This window comes from Paraburkholderia youngii, assembly GCF_013366925.1.
Lineage (GTDB): Bacteria > Pseudomonadota > Gammaproteobacteria > Burkholderiales > Burkholderiaceae > Paraburkholderia > Paraburkholderia youngii.
The window spans coordinates 726194-744001 of record NZ_JAALDK010000003.1 but is presented as its reverse complement, the minus strand read 5'-3'; the positions used below and the strand labels follow the sequence as shown (position 1 = coordinate 744001).

Sequence of the window (17808 nt, the reverse complement as noted above, 5' to 3'; positions counted from 1 at the left end):
CACGGATTCATCTCCGGCCCCAAGGGTTCTTATTTCTGGCATTCGCAGTAGTGAGGCGAACAATAGTCCCAGCGCCCCAAAACGACATTCAGTCAGTAATTCGATTTCGTGGAGAGTTGGCGGACGGACGTGCTTTCATGCCCCTGCTAGAGTCTCTTTAGTTCGTCGACTAGTTCATCAACTGTGCGTCGATAAGTTAATGGTGACTTTTCTTTCATGCGTTTGATCGCCTCTACAATTTGCTGGACGGTTGAGGGACTATTATTTTTGAGCTCTTGAATTCCGTCTCTCATGGAGACGAAGCTTTCGTAGTCATCGCGACTGGCAGGGGAAAGAGCGCTTCTTTTATGAGGATCAGTGGAATAGAATTCATCGGCCATGGGTGTCAAGACAGCAAGTATTTCTCCGAGCTGATGGCCGTATGAGTATCGCCTTATAATAGCTCGTTCCTTTTCAGGATCTCTCGCGCCCGTAATGTTCAGATTGAATAGTCCGATTTGACCCACCGCTTCGCCCCATGCAGTTATCCACTGTGAAACGTCACCGGAAAACGGCAATTGGTTCTGAGTCAAAAGTCTGCGGCCCCATTCGGTCCAATCGGACGCAATCTCGGCTGGCGAGATTGGACGCGGTGGTTCTGTTTTCAGTTCCTTGTTCATTTCCAACTCCTTTCGCGACTTCCATGAAACAGTGCCCATGTATGCAATCAGCTCAATCGCGATCAAAAGATCTGTCTGCAGCTTGATGTGACATCGATGGGGTACGCTTTCGGTCCGGTTTTCTTCGACGATTTCGATCTTCCCTGTGTGGCATCGTTCAACTCTACAAAGTTATTTAACTGCCGGCTACCAAAGGCGTCAAGTACAAACCCAGTTGGTGTTCAATCTCGAAGGCCGGTGAGCTTGGATGCCGTCCACGGATGTCTAACCGTCATTACCGCTCAACTGATCACTGCGACACTGCGGCGAACGACATCCCTTCGGCGTTATTTGATTCGCATCAAGACCCACGGCGCGCATAGTCGCCCGGAGATGGGGGCCCGAGTGCAGTGTAGTTCCATTGGAGATATGCTTGCGCTAAGACAATCAGCTCACGCAACCTTCGATACGAGTCGCTGCCCGTGATGTTGGACAGAATTTATCAGCACTGGGCTACAAAATATCGTTCCCTTTAATGTCCTTATAAAGGTGATAGCCGGAACCAGTCACCGAAATTGAGCGGCTACTGAGACTTGCATCCGCGCGGTCAGCCACGGACTCTGTCGAAAGAACGGGTGAGTTCGTGCCGATGGTGAACGCGCTACATGACTTCGCGTTCGCCGTTCCGGCGGCAACTATGTTGAGCTTGCCCCTAAAAAAGGTATCCCTTGCTGAGGTTTAAACTGCAGCAAGGAGAAACGAAGATGAGCCAATTGAAGCGTGCGCGGTACACCCTGGAATTCAAGCTGGAGGCGGTGCGGCTGGTGAAGGCCGGCCAGAGCCTGGCAGCGGTGTCGGCGATTCTGGGGGTGTCGAGCCAGACGATCTCGAACTGGGTGCAGGCGGACCGAAAAGGAACGCTGGTCGGCCCGGGTACGAAGCCGGTAACCGAGGAGCAGATGGAGCTGGCTCGACTGCGTGCGGAGAATGCGCGACTGAAGATGGAGCGCGACATTCTAAAAAAGGCGGCAGCGTACTTTGCGAAAGAATCGCCGTGAAGTACGCCTTTATCGAACGGGAGCACAAGCGCTGGCCGGCGTCGCTGCTGTGCGAGTTGCTGGAGGTCAGCCCGAGCGGGTATCACCAGCGGCGTCAGCGGGCTGCAGCGGGCCGGGAGAGGCACGGCCCGGTACGAATCAGCGACGATGCCGTGCTGGCCAACATCCGCGCGATCCATGCGCAGGTCAAGGGTGAGTACGGCTGGCCGCGCATGACGAAAGAACTGGTTGCACGTGGTGTGCGCGTGGGTAAGGAGCGGGTTCGCCATCTGATGGCACGGCACGGCATTCGTGCTCGGCACAAGCGCAAGTTCATCGCGACGACGAATTCGAACCATAACCTGCCGGTCGCGCCGAACTTGCTGAAGCGTAACTTCACGACGAGTGCGCCGAATCAGGTCTGGACGAGCGACATCACGTACTGCGCGACTGCAGAAGGCTGGGTTTATCTGGCGGTCATCATCGACCTGTTCAGCCGGCAGGTGGTGGGCTGGTCGATGCAGCCTCACATGAAGGCCGAGCTGGTCACTGACGCGCTGCGCATGGCATGGTTCAGACGGCGTCCGCCGCCGGGCCTGATCATGCACAGCGACCGGGGCAGCCAGTATTGCAGCGGGCTGTTTCAGGACACGCTGAAAGCATATGGCATGCGTTCGTCGATGAGCCGCCGTGGCGATTGCTGGGACAACGCGCCGACCGAAAGCTTGTGGGGTTCGCTGAAAGTCGGTCGCCTGCATGGTCGGCACTTCGCCACACGGCGCGCGGTGATGGACGAAATCGTTGATTGGCTGGGTTTCTACAATGCCCATCGGCTACACTCGACGCTCGATTACGTCAGCCCTATGACGTTCGAGAAGAACTGGCTCGCTGCCCACCGAGCCGCCTGAATTCCCTCGGCTATGGGATACGTCAAACAGGGGCAAGGTCAATGTCGCGGGGTGTAGCATGTCGACGCAAACGTGCAATCGATGATACGCGATGGGCCATATTCGGGAAGTTTTCGCCAGAATGATTGTGGGCCGTCGATATGAAAAGAAATCAAGTCAGTCGTCGGGTTGAGCAGCGGCACCTTTCGCTGGAATTCGAGCCGAGGCAGTGGATCTGAAGCGAAGGTGCCTTGGGCACCGCGGCTTCGACCGGATTCCCCCTTGCGCTCTAACTCCTTGAGTCTGAGCGACATCAACGGCATTGTCATGTTGGCCGCTGTAGGCTGGGCTGTGTCCCCCAAAAAGTAGTTATCTTTACAAGCTAACTGTTTCGACCGTGCAAAAAGAATTCCCATGCCCTGTCGCGAGGCGTTTTTTGAGTGTGACGCGATGATGTGCGGGGTTCGTCTGACGCTTGGGAAGGGCGAAGTGCTGTTGGATCGGATCGGTCGATTCGGTCCTTTTGGTAGCGATTTGGCTCTAAATGGATTTCTCGCAAAAAAGGTAATTGGGCGTTATAGAAACATTCTTAGATATTACCGATTGATCTGCGGTAGTTTTACGCTGCTTCAATGTATTTTCACTATCGGCCTGGCGTCCATCGCAAGGTGGCAATGGCCATTTTGTTACATCTAAGACGGGCGGATGTCGGGAGCGCGACAAAGCGACGGCGGAAATCGTTGGGAACGGGGACTGGGCGTCTCTTTCTCATGACGTGCAAATTGCTCGAATGTGGCGCGGCACCTCGCCATAAGGAAATCTGCTATGCATCACAAAATGCGACCGACCTCGGACGCTTGATGCCAGTGTTCGTCGAAGCGATACCGCGGATCCGCGGCAAACGGAGGCGGCTGCTGTCCAAGCCGCGCATTGCCCGCCAATCGCAATTGCTTTCTTACTCACTGCTCGTCTCCGTTTTCGCAACACCAATTAACCATGTCGCGTGACCGCGGTGACGTATCGTGGAAACTGGTCAATTGCTGCACTGCCGGAACTTTTGAATGTTGCTGAGCATATCCGCGGCACATTTGATTGAAGACAACGAGCGGCTAGGGAGTCGGCGAGACACTCGCAAGCATGAAGTGCGTTTGGCACGCCTGCTTGCGAGTAGGTACACCTCACCCATGCAGGGCGGCAGTCGCTCAACTGCACGCCGCAACGATCTATCCAATTGGACATGCACAGATGGGCCAAGTTACTCGTTATATGCTGCTGACCGGCGCCAGCCGCGGTATCGGTCATGCCACAGTTAAGCTTTTTCAGGAGAACAACTGGGAAGTGTTCACTGTCTCCCGGCGGCCGTTCTCGGACAGTTGCAAGTGGCCTGCTGCGCGCGAAGCGCACATACAGGCAGACCTCGCGGACCTAGATAGTATCGACCGAATCGCTTTGGAAGTCAGGCGACGGCTACCTAATGGACAGTTACACGCGCTCGTCAACAATGCTGGCGTCTCTCCTAAAGGCGAGGACAGATCGCGCCTCGGAGTTCTCAAGAGCGATCTTCGGACTTGGATGACTGTTCTTAACGTGAATTTGGTATCCAACGCATTACTGGCGCGATCGTTGTTCCCAGAGTTGGTCCGAGGAAACGGGGCCATTGCCAACGTAACATCGATCGCCGGGGTGAAGGTTCATCCTTTCGCAGGTACTGCGTACGCAGCCTCAAAGGCTGCGCTCGCAGCTCTAACGCGGGAAATGGCGCACGAGTTTGGCCCGAAGGGTGTACGCGTCAACGCTATTGCTCCGGGAGAAATTGATACCTCAATCCTGTCGCCCGGCACAGAGGAGATCGTGGATCACGGAATTCCTATGCGTCGTCTCGGGGATCCGGCCGAGGTCGCACGAGTAATCTACTTCCTCTGTACTGAGGCCTCATCGTACATCAACGGAGCAGAGTTGCACGTCAATGGAGGACAGCATGTCTGACGTCATGCGACAGCACGTGAAGACCGACGCCTAGGAACCGTCGTCGGAAAGGCTCCATAGCAAGGGAAGAGAGGGCCTCGTCGTGTGCCGACCAGTCGGTCTGATGGAGATGGTCCATGTTTGCAGCGCGCCCTGAAGATGGTCCCTTGCGCTCCGACGCTGCTAAGTGATCGTCTTCTACTGCGCGGCGGTTTCGATTGGCATTCAAATGATGTGAGAGCGGTGACATATGACATACCGAATGTTCTATCGTGAGAGACTATTAAGAAGTTTCGGTATCTGATACGCGTCCGACTTTCCAATACTAAAGTACATTTCCATGCCGACTAGACTGCGCGGGGCATCTCGACTTGTCCACATTAGCATGAACTTTCCGCCGCGTAACGGAGGATCGTCCATCACCTCAGAACCTCTGCAAACTTCCGTTTAGTGGGTTGGGGTAGGGCGCACATCCAACGAATAAGCGTTCTCCTTGTTCTACTGTCCGAATTCCCGTCTCTGCCGCCTCCGACGCCGGCCAGCGCTTGTGCTCCCGTTCGATAAAGGCGTACTTCACGGCGATTCTTTCGCAAAGTACGCTGCCGCCTTTTTTAGAATGTCGCGCTCCATCTTCAGTCGCGCATTCTCCGCACGCAGTCGAGCCAGCTCCATCTGCTCCTCGGTTACCGGCTTCGTACCCGGGCCGACCAGCGTTCCTTTTCGGTCCGCCTGCACCCAGTTCGAGATCGTCTGGCTCGACACCCCCAGAATCGCCGACACCGCTGCCAGGCTCTGGCCGGCCTTCACCAGCCGCACCGCCTCCAGCTTGAATTCCAGGGTGTACCGCGCACGCTTCAATTGGCTCATCTTCGTTTCTCCTTGCTGCAGTTTAAACCTCAGCAAGGGATACCTTTTTTAGGGGCAAGCTCACACCGGGTGGTATTACAGCGGGTACGGGAATGGGTGATGCCCGCGTTAGACGCGCACGCTGCTGAAGAAACCGGTTACTACTGGATTATTGACGACACCGGTTTTCCAAAGAAGGGGCGTCATTCGGTCGGGGTGGCACGTCAGTACTGTGGGCAACTTGGCAAACAGGACAACTGTCAGGTCGCCGTGAGCCTGTCGATCGCGACGCAACGTGGCAGCCTGCCGATTGCCTGGCAGCTGTATGTCCCCAAGGAATGGATTGAAGACCGGGAACGTGCCCGTCATGCGGGCATTCCCGACGATCTGGCTTTCGAGACCAAGCCCCAGATTGCGTTGACCTAACTTCGTGAGGCTATAGCATCCGGCGTTGCCCCGGGCATCGTGCTGGCCGATGCCGGGTACGGCGACGAAACCGCTTTCCGGGATGGGGTAACTGAACTGGGTTTGTTGTACGCGGTAGGGATACGGCCTGGCACCTCTGTGTGGGCGCACGGTACGGCGCCACTTCCACCCAGGCAATGGAGCGGGCGCGGCAAGCCACCGACATTGTTGCGCCGTGGGCCCGGCCACGAACCGATCGCGGTAAAGGAACTGGCCATCCAATTGCCCGTGAACGCCTGGCAAACCGTCACCTGGCGGGAAGGCAGCAACGCAGCACTTTCCTCTCGCTTTGCCGCCGTGCGGGTTCGTCCCGCACATCGCGACTATTGGCGAAGTACCGTTCGCGACGAAGAATGGCTGCTCATTGAATGGCCTGATGGCGATACGGAGCCGCTCAAATACTTTCTCACTACCGCCCCCGAAGAGGCGACCCTCGAGCAGCTCGTGTTCGTGACCAAGATGCGCTGGCGCATCGAGCGCGACTATCAGGACCCGAAACAGGAGTTCGGGCTCGGCCATTACGAAGGGCGAGGCTGGCGTGGCTTCCACCACCACGCCACGCTGAGTATCGCTGCATATGGGTTTCTGATGGCTCAGCGACTCAGGATGCGCTCGGATGAGCGCGATAAAAAAACTTCCCGGAACGCGCGCTGCCTGCCCTTCCCCCAGATTACATCCCTCGGGGCAGTCCAGCGCGCTCAACGCCACGTTCCTGATTCCATTACCACGCTGCGTATTCTGCTTGAACTACGGCTCATGCAACGATGGCACTCTTCCTCTGCGGGGAAATTACGGGCGGCATTGACAAGAACTAGGCGCGCAGGCAGGGCAACATGTGCCCTCGGTCACAATTCGGGGTGCTCGCAGGGCTGCGGATCCAACTCTCAAACGGGCTCAGTGCACCAGATGATGGGCCGACGTCGACCACCGCTGCCTCGTAAGCGTATTCCTTCTCCGATCCGCCCGCAGCAGTCGTGCGCTTCATCCTTCGGGGTCGGGCAAAACCCGATGAATCACTCTCAAGAGTTGGAGCCTCCACAAAATCCGGGGCGGTTCACTTCGCTATGAAAGTACCCATAGAGGAACTCAGCGAACACAAGGAACGCTACCTTACGACGCAGCGAGGAATCGCAGTCAGAGTGACATCCATGAAGCTCCATAGAACGCCAGAGCTGCAAGTTCCGCGATCACGTCAAAGCCAATAAAAAAGCCGCCGACCGGAGTGTGACCGATGTCGAGTCTCTGATTCTTTCATGGATTTTTTGAACATGTCGTTGTGGCCCCGCTCAAATGGTTTGTCTGCTTTTGCTGCCGAATGATAGCAGCAGACAGGATCAGTCGCGCCACTTAGACCACTGTCTGAATTCCCGGCGCCCCCTATCGGTAGCGACACAAATTGTCGGAATTGTCCGGTTTGTCTGTTGATGCTATCGGTGAATGGGCTTTAAGGGCTTTCGAGGTTCCACTTGCTATTGGCGTTGGCTTGTTGGCATAGATTTCGCGTACGAGTATGCGGTTAGGCTAATCTTGTGGGAGTGGGGTTATGCGTAAATAATCCAACTGCTAGGCTTATCCAATGTCGGCGTGACCTGTATTTGCGCAAAATTGATAATTGGTGCCGCTATGTGAAGGAGATCACTTCAGTTTTGAGCGCATTTATGCGATTTTTGGGTACAATTGATGGCGCTTAATATGTGGCAACTTCGCTTAATAAGTAAAAAGGCATCAAGATTCGCGAATTTCGTTTTGAGATGGCGCGATATAACGTTGGAGCTTTGATGAAAAAATTCCTGAAGGCCATTTTAATTTCGTGGTGTTTTTCGGCCTGTTCATTTTTATATGCTGCCGAATTCAGGGTCGATTTTGGTTCCCCGCAAAAATGCGTTCAATCGTTGGGTGCAATTAGAACTGCAATGGGCGATGCGATGTCGCTCACGAATATCCCTGGCAATAAAACCTTGTATCAATTAAGACTCGATGCATCAAATATTGGCGAGGGGATTGTAATTGAAATAATTGGAGTTGGTCCCAATAACCCATTCTCAAATCCAGATGTTAGGTTTGTGATGAACCCATCCGATTTGTACCTAACAGGGTTTATCGTTGGGGGTATATTTTACCGATTTTCTAATTTTTCGCACACGGCCAGCGGAAGAGTACAGGTGAATGCGCCACGGCGTTTGGTAGATTTCACGGTAGATATGACAGGAGATTCTAGCTATCTCTCGTTGGCAAGGAGTGCCGGAGTAAGCGCGGATAGAACAGATTTGTCAATCGATAGATATTCACTGATGAAGGGGTATAGGGATCTAATGAATCATGTTTCTTCGACTAGTACGATAAACGAAGCGGAGGCAAGGGCCTTGCTATCGTACGCAACAGTCTTTTGCGTGGTGATTTTTAATGGGCAGTTAATTTTGAATTTTTACTAGGATGTGCGAAATGTCGGCCAAAAAAAATGTTCTTTGTATTTCGATGGTAGGTGTGATGTTGGCATCTGGTTTGGTATTTGGTGGGGGATATTATCAAATGGGGTATATTTATAGTCCAAAAGTAAATCTTCAGGGTGGGGAGTGTGAGATTGGCCTCGCAAGCTCTCAATCGGCCTCTCGTTTCAATGGGGGAAATGGTCGTGCGACGCAAGCATTCGTCAATCTATGCTGGATATCGCCAGGCACGCTCACGCAATCGAATCGAGAGTCAAAGTGACATTTGAAGGGCGTGGGACCTATTCGAAGCCCATTTATTCGATTCGAATTTTGGAAAACCATAGTAGCGCACGGCATCAGACCGGTAATGCCGCACCTTGGATCGCCCGGCGCGGACTTTGTCAAATTGAAGATCGAGTCCATTAGATCGGCAGGATGAAGAAGAGTCAATCGTCTTACAAGGTTTGCGCTTCCCGGCCGCGGTGATCGGCTCCGCGGTACGCTGTATCACCGCTTCAATCTGAGCCTGCGCGAGGTCGAGGTGCTACGTATCTGTAAGCAATGCCTCACCCTTGCAATTACCCTTGGCCAGGCACTCGACTTCCGGCGCGTGCAGCGCATACAGCTTATTTTTGTCCTTCGTCTTCTGCGTCAGGATTCGCTTCGTGCGGGCAATCAGTTCCTGCAGCTCAGCTCGCCTGTTATCAACCACCGTGTCGAGTTGCCGTTCGACATCGCGCATGACGCGGCCGACACGCGAGCGCAGGGTGCGCACTGCCTTGCTCATCCGCCGGTACTGCTTCGCGTGCGCGTAGCGGCTGATCTGGGTGGCCAGGCGTGGTGCTTCGCGGTTGTAGTTCTGACGCAGTTTCAGGCCGTGCCGCGCAGCGGCCTTCACGAGGTGTTCACGACAGCGCTCCAGCAGTCGCGAGTCAGTCGGATGTGCGATCGCCTTGGGTATCACGGTCGTATCAACGATTACGCGTTTCGCGCTCGACGCCTTGATCACTCCGGCACGCTTCGCCGCGTCGATCGTCTCGGCGAGCAACTCCTCGACACCGGCTTCTCCCAACCGTTTGCGCCATCGCGTGAGGCTGGACGGATCGATCGGCGGTTCGGCCTGCAAGTACGTCTCGCCCGTAAAAACCTGCCAGTACGGGTTCTCAACCCATTGCCACACAACATCCTCGTCCGAGAGGTCGAAGGCGTGCTGCAGATACAGCAGACCAGCGATCAGTCGAGGCGAACTCGCAGGTCTGCCTTTACCCGAAACGAAACTCGCGCTCATCGATGCACTGAGCCGCTCCCAATTGATCAGCTCGGCCAGCCGTACCAGTGGATGCTTGAGATTGATCTGTTCGCGCAGTGGATGCCGGAACAAATCCTTCTCCGTTACAGGCGCCTTCGGACCCATCTAAACCTCGTCAGAATTTGCAGGCTATACCCAGCAATATGCCAGGTCTCTGCAATTCCAACAACACGATTTCCGCCGGAAACCCCCAACGCTTAAGGCTCTACGGTTTGTTCAGGCTGGACTACTTACCATGGCCGCGTGAGGCCAGCCTCAACTTCATCCCGATCGCAGCAGCCGAGTGCCTCCGTTTCTTCGATTCGGTGGCTGCGACGGATCGCGCCACATACCCATAAGGATCAAGCGAGACTGCCGTCGCCTTGGCAGCCCCATGTCGCCCCAAAAGAACGTTGGCACCTTCGCGCAGTGACGGGTCTTGGATTTCGACTTGAACGACGCCTGGAAGAAGTTGATGTAGAGCGGCGAAACCTGCTAAAGGGGGCAAGGATTTCCGTGGCCGTCCAGACCTTGGCGCCTTCCGTAGCCGACCAAGCGGCGAACGATAGCGCCATTCTTCTGCTAGACCCACGCCTCGTCGTTCTTCTTGTATGCACGCGACCGCGTAAGCTCGATACCCGTCGGTTTGCAGAAGTCGCACACCGTCTCGTTCATGAAGGCGCTATCGTTGTCGCAATCTAGACCGCGCAGGGCAAACGGCAATGCACCGCGGACCTGTCTGATATGCTCCAGAACGAATGCGCCTCTGCGAAACGGCATGACCAGGCATTCGGTCCATCCCGTCGCGATATCAGTCATCACAAGCGTGTGCACGAGCTCGCTGTCGACCTTGCCGCCACCACAATGCGGCACGAAATCGATCTCGAAATAACCGGGTAGATGACCTGCGGTCGGACTCCGCTTTCTCACGTTCACCGACACACCGCGGACGGCGCTGCCGGCACCGAATTGTAGCCTGTCGTCCATTAGAATCATCGCTGCTGCTTGTTTCCCAAAGGCGGCACGGAGAGAGCAGGAGAATGATTGAGAGATTTTCTGGTGAAACGGGCAAACGCCTGCGTATTGAAGCCTTCACGGGCCAGAAGCTCGTCGGCGGCGACAAAGACCTGGCCGACATGGCCGAACTGATTCAGGTCAAGACTTGCGACGTTGTCATCCACCAGGACGCCACCGACAACGACGTGCATTTCATCATCACCGGCGCGTTCGACATCGTCGTCAACCCTACGCCGATCCGCCGGCGGTTCCCCGGCGATTCGGTCGGAGAGATGGCAGCCGTTGAGCCGATCCAGAAACGGTCTGCGACGGTTCGTGAGGCAGAGGATTCCCTTGTCGCGAAAATCACGGAACAGCAACTGAGCGAGCTCGGCAGCCGCTATCCAGACATCCGACGCCGGATGGCAAAAGAACTCTGGAAACGCCTGATCTGGGCGCAACCAGATCGCAAACGCGAAGTGCGACAAAATCCGCGTTTTCGTGATTTCGAGCGCTGAGGCGCTTGACGTCTCGCACCTGCTGCAATCCATGTTCGCACACGACAAGTTCCTGACCGTGCCATGGAACCAGGGGGTGTTCAAGGTCGCAAACCATACGTGCGACGATATCGAACGTGAGCTGGTTTAGTGCGATTTAGCGGTGGCGATTGCACATGGCGACGACGTCACCAATGCCCGCGTCACTGAATGGTCGGCGCCCGCGCGATAACGTCGTTTTCGAGCTTGGTCTATTCATGGGACGCCTCGGCCCCAAGCGCGCAATCCGGATGGAACCGCGCGGCGAGGGCGTCAAGCTTCCAAGCGACATGGCGGCGTGACGACAATCCGCTACGTCTACGGCGAAAAGAACGATCAGAGGCGAAGTTTGGCCCGGCTGCGACTGCGCTCCGCAAGCACATCATCAGCCTTGGAACGATTTCCTAAATATCCCCGAATCGATCTCGAAGCCGAAGGTGGGTCGTGCCACCGCCAACGTAGTATTCGACTTCAGCTTGGGGGCAAACAAGTGGGGAATATCAATGGCTCTGACCGACGATTTGAAGAAATGGGTTGGTGAAACGTTCACTGGTGAGTGGGAAGTTCAAGAGAGTACTGGTATAAGAATACGTCGGCAGCCCGATGTGCGCTAAAATTGCCTCTGCCGTCCTCGACATTACAACTCGCGTCACCGCTGATGTCTACAACATGTTGGCTGACCAGTCGAGGTAGACGAATGGCGTTGACATGTGGGCTCCAGAGTATTGGGGGACATGGGAGTCTGGACATACACATCGACGTGGAAAGGGCAGTCCAGCCATTGCTAGCATCTCATGGTTGGCACGTGCCGTACGGGCAATCTCAATTTTTGGTATTTCTGGTCTCAGGAAACGGGCCGAATCTCACCAATTCCTTTTCTCTGGAACGGCGCTTTTGATCAGATCACGATGATTTTTGCCCAAGTTATGCATTTCGGATGCGCCGACAGGCTGTTTTCGCTTCGCGCCAGCGCAAACTTTGGTCGGAGTTAAATTCTCGAAACGCTCAAGCTACATTGTGCCTACGCATCGCGCCAAGCGGCGTCGCGCGACCACGCGACACACGCGGCATAACCGCTCAGGGCACGAAGCCAAACTGCGTCGAGATTCGCAATCTGGTCGCGATTGCACACACTCTCCTCGGAAACTACGATGCTTGGCTCGTGCTGGCTGTCGCCAAGTACAGAAAACCATGTCATGCCTCCTCCGATGCCGACGCCACGTGCCTTCAACACCGCTTCCTTTGCCGTCCATACGTCATAAAATGCGTCGGTTCGTCTGTGCATCGGCAAAGCGCTCACGTGTGCCTCGTCGCGCGGCGCAAACACCGCTGACGCGAGCTTCCTCCAGTTGAGGTCATTGCGAGCAAATTCGATATCGACACCAACCGTCCGTCGCCGCGCAATTGCGACCAGACCATACTGCTCGGAATGCGAAACGTTGAAGTCGAGTTGCCGACCGGGGCCCCCTTGTATCCACTTATCGAGACGCGGTCGACCACCGGTGTCTAGCTCGAAACGCAATTCACTTGCCTTCAAATCTGTTCGTTCGGCCAGCAACTGACGCAGCACGACGCGCGTGATGGCACAACGCAGCGCATCGTCGCGGCGTCGGAAGCGCGCGACCTTTTCACGCTCATCGTCCGAGAGTGGAGCGAATGCGGGACAGTCGAGCGTCGCGCGAAAATCGAAGGTGATGAAAAAGATCTCAATATCTGCTGCCGAAGCACGTGGTACAGCGAGCTCGCGCACATCGAAAGCCGACTTTGCTAGGACAGTCATCAATTCGCTCCGATAGTGACAGTACTCTTGACGAGCGAAGCCGCGCCGCAGCGCCGACATGTGCTTCGCGATATTTTCAACGCGCTGCTCTGGATGGTGCGGGCCGGTGCATCTTGGCGCATGCTCTCGACCAGCTTCCCGCCGTACGAAATGTGCGAGTGCGACGATTGCTATCCGTCGCGCGCGGCGATTGGGGGCCGTGCCAGCTGTTCGCTGCGAGAACCGAATACGTCAAGGGCGCTCCTTGGATGATAACGGATCCACGGCCATGCCATCTCGATCCGTAGTGCCCGCACTCTCCGATTGCCTTGATTGCTGATGCCTGGGTGACCTGGCTCTCACCACTGTCACGAGGCTTAAACCGCCGCCAGAACAGTTCCAGTGCCAGTCGCGAGCCACCAACGGCCCCAATGCCACTCAGGCGTTTGAGGCGATCGATTCGCTTCCGCTCGGCTTCGGGAGGCTCCCGAGCGTCTCCTTTTCCAGTGTCGCCAGTTACTGCTTAAGGAGCACCAGTTGTTCGCATTCGCGCAACAGCCGTCGCTGAAGTTCCAGTGGTAGTGGCGTACCGTCGTGGCACCGTACCTCGCCGCGTGCCAGACGTGCGGTGAATTTCCGGCTGTCGACTCGACCCCAGTAACCGAGCGTGACCAGTAGCTTGCACGTGCGCCGCCGGTGTTGCGGGACTTCCCTCTGCAGTTGCCCACGGTCGCGTATGACGTTGCACGACGTCTCATCGTGCCGCAACGGCACACGGATCGCGTGCATGCGATCCCGTTTGCCATGCGGCCAACACACGCAGGTTGATGGCCAGCACGATTACTTCCATTCGGTGCGTCTTGTCGCGCCACTTCTGGTGTTCAACAGAGATGCTCGCGGGATCGACAAGACAGCATTCGATCCCTCGACCTTGCAAGGCATGACGGATCCAGAACGCGTCCTGGCCGGTCTCATAGCTTAGGGCAATCCATAGTTCATCTGGCAACGCCCATTTCTGCCGCTGCTGTCCAATCAGGGACAGCGCCGCCTACAGACGTGATGCAGCCCGTGACTGCGTGACCGTATGCACGGCTGGCCGATCTTAGCTAGCTGGCCACCCCATCTCAGCGTTCGATTGCTTGATAAACTCTTTAAGACTGCAATATGCGCACCCGATCGGCGCTCCGTCAATTGACTGGCAGCAAGGTTCGCCAAGAGCGTCTTGTGCTTGATCGCAGACATACTAGGCTTCCTGTCTTCCGCGTAGCGTAACGGAGTCGGAAAAGCGACCACAACGACTGCAGATGGCGCCTCCCTGCAGAACGGGCGTACCCTCGCGAGGTGGTAACGATCGCGCGACTTCATACCCGCGACCATGCGTCTTGGGCTCGGTGCACTAGATAATCGGCCGACCTCAACCAGCGCCGCCTCGTATTCGTACTCCTTCTCGGATCCGCCCGCAGAAGTCGTTCGATTCATGCTTCTGGGTCGGGCACTACCGGATGAATAACTCCCCACGCTCTGGAGCTTCCGCCAAATTCGGTGCCGCTCAAAGTCTCAGAAACTGGGCGATATTAGAAAATCGCTAGGACATCGAAAAAACATTTGATGTCAATGCGGTGCACGATCGGTGGCATGATGGTACCCATTCCGTACCGGCCGCAGTGTCTGATTTGCTTGTGCGTGCACAAGGTTTTCACTGATAGGGGCGCATTCGTGCGTTGGCGGGCGAATTCCAGAAGGTCGGGTACTTTATTCGGGTTTGCAAAAGTAGTTGCGTTGCCTTGGCTACGTCGCTGATCGGCGCAAATGCATGAGCGGTGGTTTGGCTGGAGCAAAGGGGCAGAGATACATCTGCGGGCGGGAATCGTGATGAAGCGGTGCGCTCAGCTTCTTCTCGCAGATAGGCGTCAACTTGATGCGGATGCGAACGCTTGCCATTCTGGCGTGTACGAGAGAAATCGCGACATCAGCAGCACCGGACCTTTGTTCGTGAGTCGCTGGGAACTCGTCAACGCGCCGGCTGTGTCAAATAGCGAGCGCGTGTTCACGAACCCACATTCAGCGGCAGCATTGCCTTCGATGCTTTCCGTGGCGATGTCGTCATAACGGCGGCACGCTTGGCCAAATGACTTCGGTCTTGGCTGGGAGATTAAGATGTTAAATCGTATTCCCTTGGCGCGCCCGGATCATGGGGCGAATAATCGGTTAGCCTTATCAAAGGTGTCTAGCGTTATTGTCGGTAGCGGTACGCTAGCCATTAGGTGTGCTCAGCTAGCCCAAGAAATGGGGCACGTGATCCGCGCGGTGCTTTGTGCGGACTCCCGGTTTTCCGAGTGGGCCACCGGTGCCAATATCCTATGTTGTAGCAGCGTCGACGAGCTCTCGACATTTATAGATATTGAGCCCGTTGAATATATATTTTCTGTCGCCAATCCGTTCATATTGCCAGTGGGTGTGCTTAGGCAGGCACGTCAAGGCGCTTTCAATTATCATGATGGACCCCTCCCTCAATATGCGGGAACTCATGCCACTTCTTGGGCGTTGCTTGCTGGTGAAAGCGAATATGCAATTACCTGGCATTGTATGGATCAAGGCGTCGATACTGGTGATGTGGTCGTTCGGCGTCAGGTTTTAATAACGCCGACCGACACTGCATTCACCCTAAACATTAGATGTTATGAGGCTGCTATCGAGGGGTTCCGTGAGTTGCTAATTGGATTGACCGACGCGGCCCTCGATATACGTCCGCAAAGGCTGCTGGACAGGAGCTACTTTCCGAGATATCGAAGGCCCGATGTTGGGGGCTGTTTACGTTGGGATCGATCTGCGGAAGATTTGTCTGCAATGGTGCGGGCCTTGGATTTCGGAACAAATTATCCAAATCCGTTGGGAATGCCAAAGGTTATCTTGGTCGATGATCTTGTGGCAGTCAAACGCGTAAAGGTTCTGGATCGATGCTCGGATGAGCTTCCGGGTTCCTTGCTGGGGATCCACCGTTGGCATTGGCGTGTCGCGACAGCTACGCAAGATGTCGATGTTTGGTTTTCTGGTCCGGACGGTCAATCTATTGACGCGTCGGCGCTCGCGAAGCATCACGGTCTGGATATAGGAGACCGTCTTCACATATTCGGTGTAGAACAGGCGTCGAGCATTACTTCCGAGCTCGAAATGTTAGCCGTGCAAGAGTCATTTTGGCGCCAGCGGCTTGCCGGGTTCAGATCGTTGCAGCTTCCCTTTTTTTCGTCGTCGGCTTTGGCCATGACGAAATGGCAGTCCAGTTCGGAGAATGCTTTTAGCGTTTTGGCTGAATTGGCGCCGATCGAGCGCATGGTACACATAGCGGTCGGCTGGCTAATCTATCTTGCCCGCATCTCAGGTGAATCTGAGCTTCAGTTGGGATGGAGTCCTACGCTCAGCGTATCGGGAGTTGCATCGGAAGCAACAGGGTTGCATATTGCCGCAGTCGTGCCGATGAAAATTGTAGTTGATCTCGATGATGCTTTTGCAGAGGTGCGTAGGACAGTTGAGACCGAATTCGCTCTGCTTCGAGCACACAAAAGTTTTGCTGGGGATCTCGTTGCACGCTACCCGGCGTTAAAGAACATAGAGGCACTTCGATCGCGGTGCCCGTGGCCGATTGGTATCACGATAAGGGAAGGTGCTTCTTCGCATGAGCTGGGATCAGCGCCGAATTCTGGAATACCTCGCTCGGGCAACGTGCTGACGCTTGAAGTGTGCTCTTTGGACGGTAGCTTTCGATGGCACTTCGACAGAAGCCGCTTGGCACCGGAGAATGTCGAACGTATTACACAGCATTTGGAACAATTGTTGGGTGCTGTGATGGCCGAGCCCCGGCAGCCGGTGGGCCGCATCGACATCCTGCCGGCGGCGGAGCGCGGGTATCTGCTGGAGGAGCTGAACCGCACGGAGGCGGCGTATCCGTCGGAGCGGTGCATCCATGAGCTGTTCGAGGCGCAGGTGCGGCGGGCACCGGAGGCGGTGGCGCTGGTGCATGAGAGCGAGAGACTGAGCTATGGCGAGCTCAACGCGCGGGCCAACCGGCTGGCGCACCATCTGATCGCACTCGGAGTCAGGCCGGATCAGCCGGTGGGGATCTGCGTGGAGCGCAGCGCGGCGATGGTGGTGGGGCTGCTGGCGATCCTGAAGGCGGGGGGCGCATATGTGCCGCTGGATGCGGCGTATCCGGGGGCGCGGCTGCGGCAGATTGTGGGGGAGGCGGCGCCGCGGCTGGTGCTGGCCGATGGGGCGGGGCGTGCGGCGCTGGGCGAGGAGGCGCTCGCTGGCGTGGGGCTGGTGGAGCTGGAGGCGGGGTCACCGGCGTGGGCCGGGCAGCCGTCATCGGATCCGGATGCGCGCGCGCTGGGCCTGGGTCCGCACCATCTGGCCTATGTGATCTACACGTCGGGCTCCACCGGCACGCCCAAGGGCGTGATGGTCGAGCACAGAAACCTGTTGAATTATTTGCAATGGTCACATCGCAGTTATTACGAAGAAGCGTTGAATGGTTCGCCGATATTACATTCGTTGAGCTTTGACGGCATCGTTACAACCTTATTCGGGCCCCTGTTGGCAGGTGCAGCGCTGTATCTTCCCAAACCTGCTTTTGAAATTGATTTACTTTCTGCTGCTAACGATGGTCGGGTCTACGATTTGATCAAGCTGACGCCTTCGCACCTGAGCCTGTTAAACAGGCAACTGGAGTGTTACGAAGGTCCGGCTCCGACTAAGGCACTGATGGTTGGTGGGGAACCGTTAGTACCTGCGGATATTCAGTTTTGGCGAAAGCGTTTCCCGCATGTGCGTCTGATCAATCACTTCGGTCCTACAGAAGCGACAGTTGGAAGCGTCACATTCGAAATATCCAAAGTTATCGATGGATCCGCCTCTATCCCGATCGGCCGTCCGATTGCGAACACGCGGGTGTACGTGCTGGACGGT

At 55.9% G+C, this 17808-nt stretch carries 8 protein-coding genes and 5 pseudogenes; 8 read left to right on the top strand and 5 right to left on the bottom strand.

Going from position 1 to position 17808, the window contains the following annotated elements; all coding sequences use genetic code 11:
- Nucleotides 1-146: 146 nt before the first annotated feature.
- Nucleotides 147-659 (bottom strand): hypothetical protein, encoded by a 513-nt coding sequence (locus tag G5S42_RS41835; protein WP_176112408.1) that lies wholly within the window; start codon nucleotides 657-659, stop codon nucleotides 147-149.
- 743 nt (nucleotides 660-1402) lie between these two features.
- Here G5S42_RS41835 and G5S42_RS41830 point away from each other — a divergent pair.
- A protein-coding gene (locus tag G5S42_RS41830; protein ID WP_376777287.1) for an IS3 family transposase occupies nucleotides 1403-2583 on the top strand; the annotation gives its coding sequence in 2 pieces (ribosomal slippage) (nucleotides 1403-1667 and nucleotides 1667-2583; 1182 coding nt in all).
- A gap of 1224 nt (nucleotides 2584-3807) precedes the next feature.
- Nucleotides 3808-4548: an SDR family NAD(P)-dependent oxidoreductase gene (locus tag G5S42_RS41825; protein WP_176112406.1), complete on the top strand. Its 741-nt coding sequence runs from the start codon at nucleotides 3808-3810 to the stop codon at nucleotides 4546-4548.
- A 496-nt stretch (nucleotides 4549-5044) separates the two neighbouring features.
- Here the strand turns inward: G5S42_RS41825 and G5S42_RS41820 are convergent.
- A pseudogene (locus tag G5S42_RS41820) lies at nucleotides 5045-5394 on the bottom strand (transposase); the annotation flags it as partial.
- Between G5S42_RS41820 and G5S42_RS41815 the strand changes: the two are divergent.
- The 3 genes and pseudogenes from G5S42_RS41815 to G5S42_RS41805 all read left to right on the top strand — a co-directional run bounded on the left by G5S42_RS41815 (nucleotide 5278) and on the right by G5S42_RS41805 (nucleotide 8547).
- Nucleotides 5278-6554, top strand: a pseudogene (locus G5S42_RS41815) (IS701 family transposase). The pseudogenes G5S42_RS41820 and G5S42_RS41815 sit on opposite strands and share 117 nt — an antisense overlap.
- Before the next feature lie 1062 nt (nucleotides 6555-7616).
- The gene (locus G5S42_RS41810) at nucleotides 7617-8270 is read left to right on the top strand and encodes a ribosome-inactivating family protein (protein WP_246392561.1); all 654 of its coding nucleotides are present in this window, start codon (nucleotides 7617-7619) and stop codon (nucleotides 8268-8270) included.
- A 10-nt stretch (nucleotides 8271-8280) separates the two neighbouring features.
- Nucleotides 8281-8547, top strand: a complete 267-nt coding sequence (locus G5S42_RS41805) for a hypothetical protein (RefSeq protein ID WP_176112405.1) — start codon at nucleotides 8281-8283, stop codon at nucleotides 8545-8547.
- Nucleotides 8548-8838: 291 nt separating this feature from the next.
- Here the strand turns inward: G5S42_RS41805 and G5S42_RS41800 are convergent.
- A pseudogene (locus tag G5S42_RS41800) lies at nucleotides 8839-9681 on the bottom strand (IS5 family transposase); the annotation flags it as partial.
- Between the two features lie 456 nt (nucleotides 9682-10137).
- Entirely contained in the window at nucleotides 10138-10542 is a 405-nt protein-coding gene (locus G5S42_RS41795) for a hypothetical protein (RefSeq protein ID WP_176112404.1), read from the bottom strand.
- Between the two features lie 53 nt (nucleotides 10543-10595).
- Between G5S42_RS41795 and pycTIR the strand changes: the two are divergent.
- Nucleotides 10596-11495, top strand: a pseudogene (gene pycTIR, locus G5S42_RS45615) (Pycsar phage resistance system effector protein PycTIR).
- Nucleotides 11496-12108: 613 nt separating this feature from the next.
- On the opposite strand, the gene G5S42_RS41785 reads toward pycTIR, so the two are convergent.
- Entirely contained in the window at nucleotides 12109-12927 is an 819-nt protein-coding gene (locus tag G5S42_RS41785) for a 4'-phosphopantetheinyl transferase family protein (protein WP_176112403.1), read from the bottom strand.
- On the opposite strand from G5S42_RS41785, the gene G5S42_RS45990 reads away from it, so the two are divergent.
- The gene (locus G5S42_RS45990; RefSeq protein ID WP_376777284.1) at nucleotides 12883-13119 is read left to right on the top strand and encodes a transposase; all 237 of its coding nucleotides are present in this window, start codon (nucleotides 12883-12885) and stop codon (nucleotides 13117-13119) included. The genes G5S42_RS41785 and G5S42_RS45990 overlap by 45 nt on opposite strands.
- A 1884-nt stretch (nucleotides 13120-15003) precedes the next feature.
- Nucleotides 15004-17805, top strand: a pseudogene (locus G5S42_RS45610) (AMP-binding protein); the annotation flags it as partial.
- Nucleotides 17806-17808 lie beyond the last annotated feature (3 nt).

Excerpts from the sequence above, each read along its gene's own strand:
- G5S42_RS41785 (WP_176112403.1), bottom strand. The coding sequence starts at position 12,927 with ATGTCGGCGCTGCGGCGCGGCTTCGCTCGTCAAGAGTACTGTCACTAT.
- G5S42_RS41805 (WP_176112405.1), top strand. The coding sequence starts at position 8,281 with ATGTCGGCCAAAAAAAATGTTCTTTGTATTTCGATGGTAGGTGTGATG.
- G5S42_RS41825 (WP_176112406.1), top strand. The coding sequence starts at position 3,808 with ATGGGCCAAGTTACTCGTTATATGCTGCTGACCGGCGCCAGCCGCGGT.
- G5S42_RS41835 (WP_176112408.1), bottom strand. The coding sequence starts at position 659 with ATGAACAAGGAACTGAAAACAGAACCACCGCGTCCAATCTCGCCAGCC.
- G5S42_RS41795 (WP_176112404.1), bottom strand. The coding sequence starts at position 10,542 with ATGGACGACAGGCTACAATTCGGTGCCGGCAGCGCCGTCCGCGGTGTG.
- G5S42_RS41810 (WP_246392561.1), top strand. The coding sequence starts at position 7,617 with ATGAAAAAATTCCTGAAGGCCATTTTAATTTCGTGGTGTTTTTCGGCC.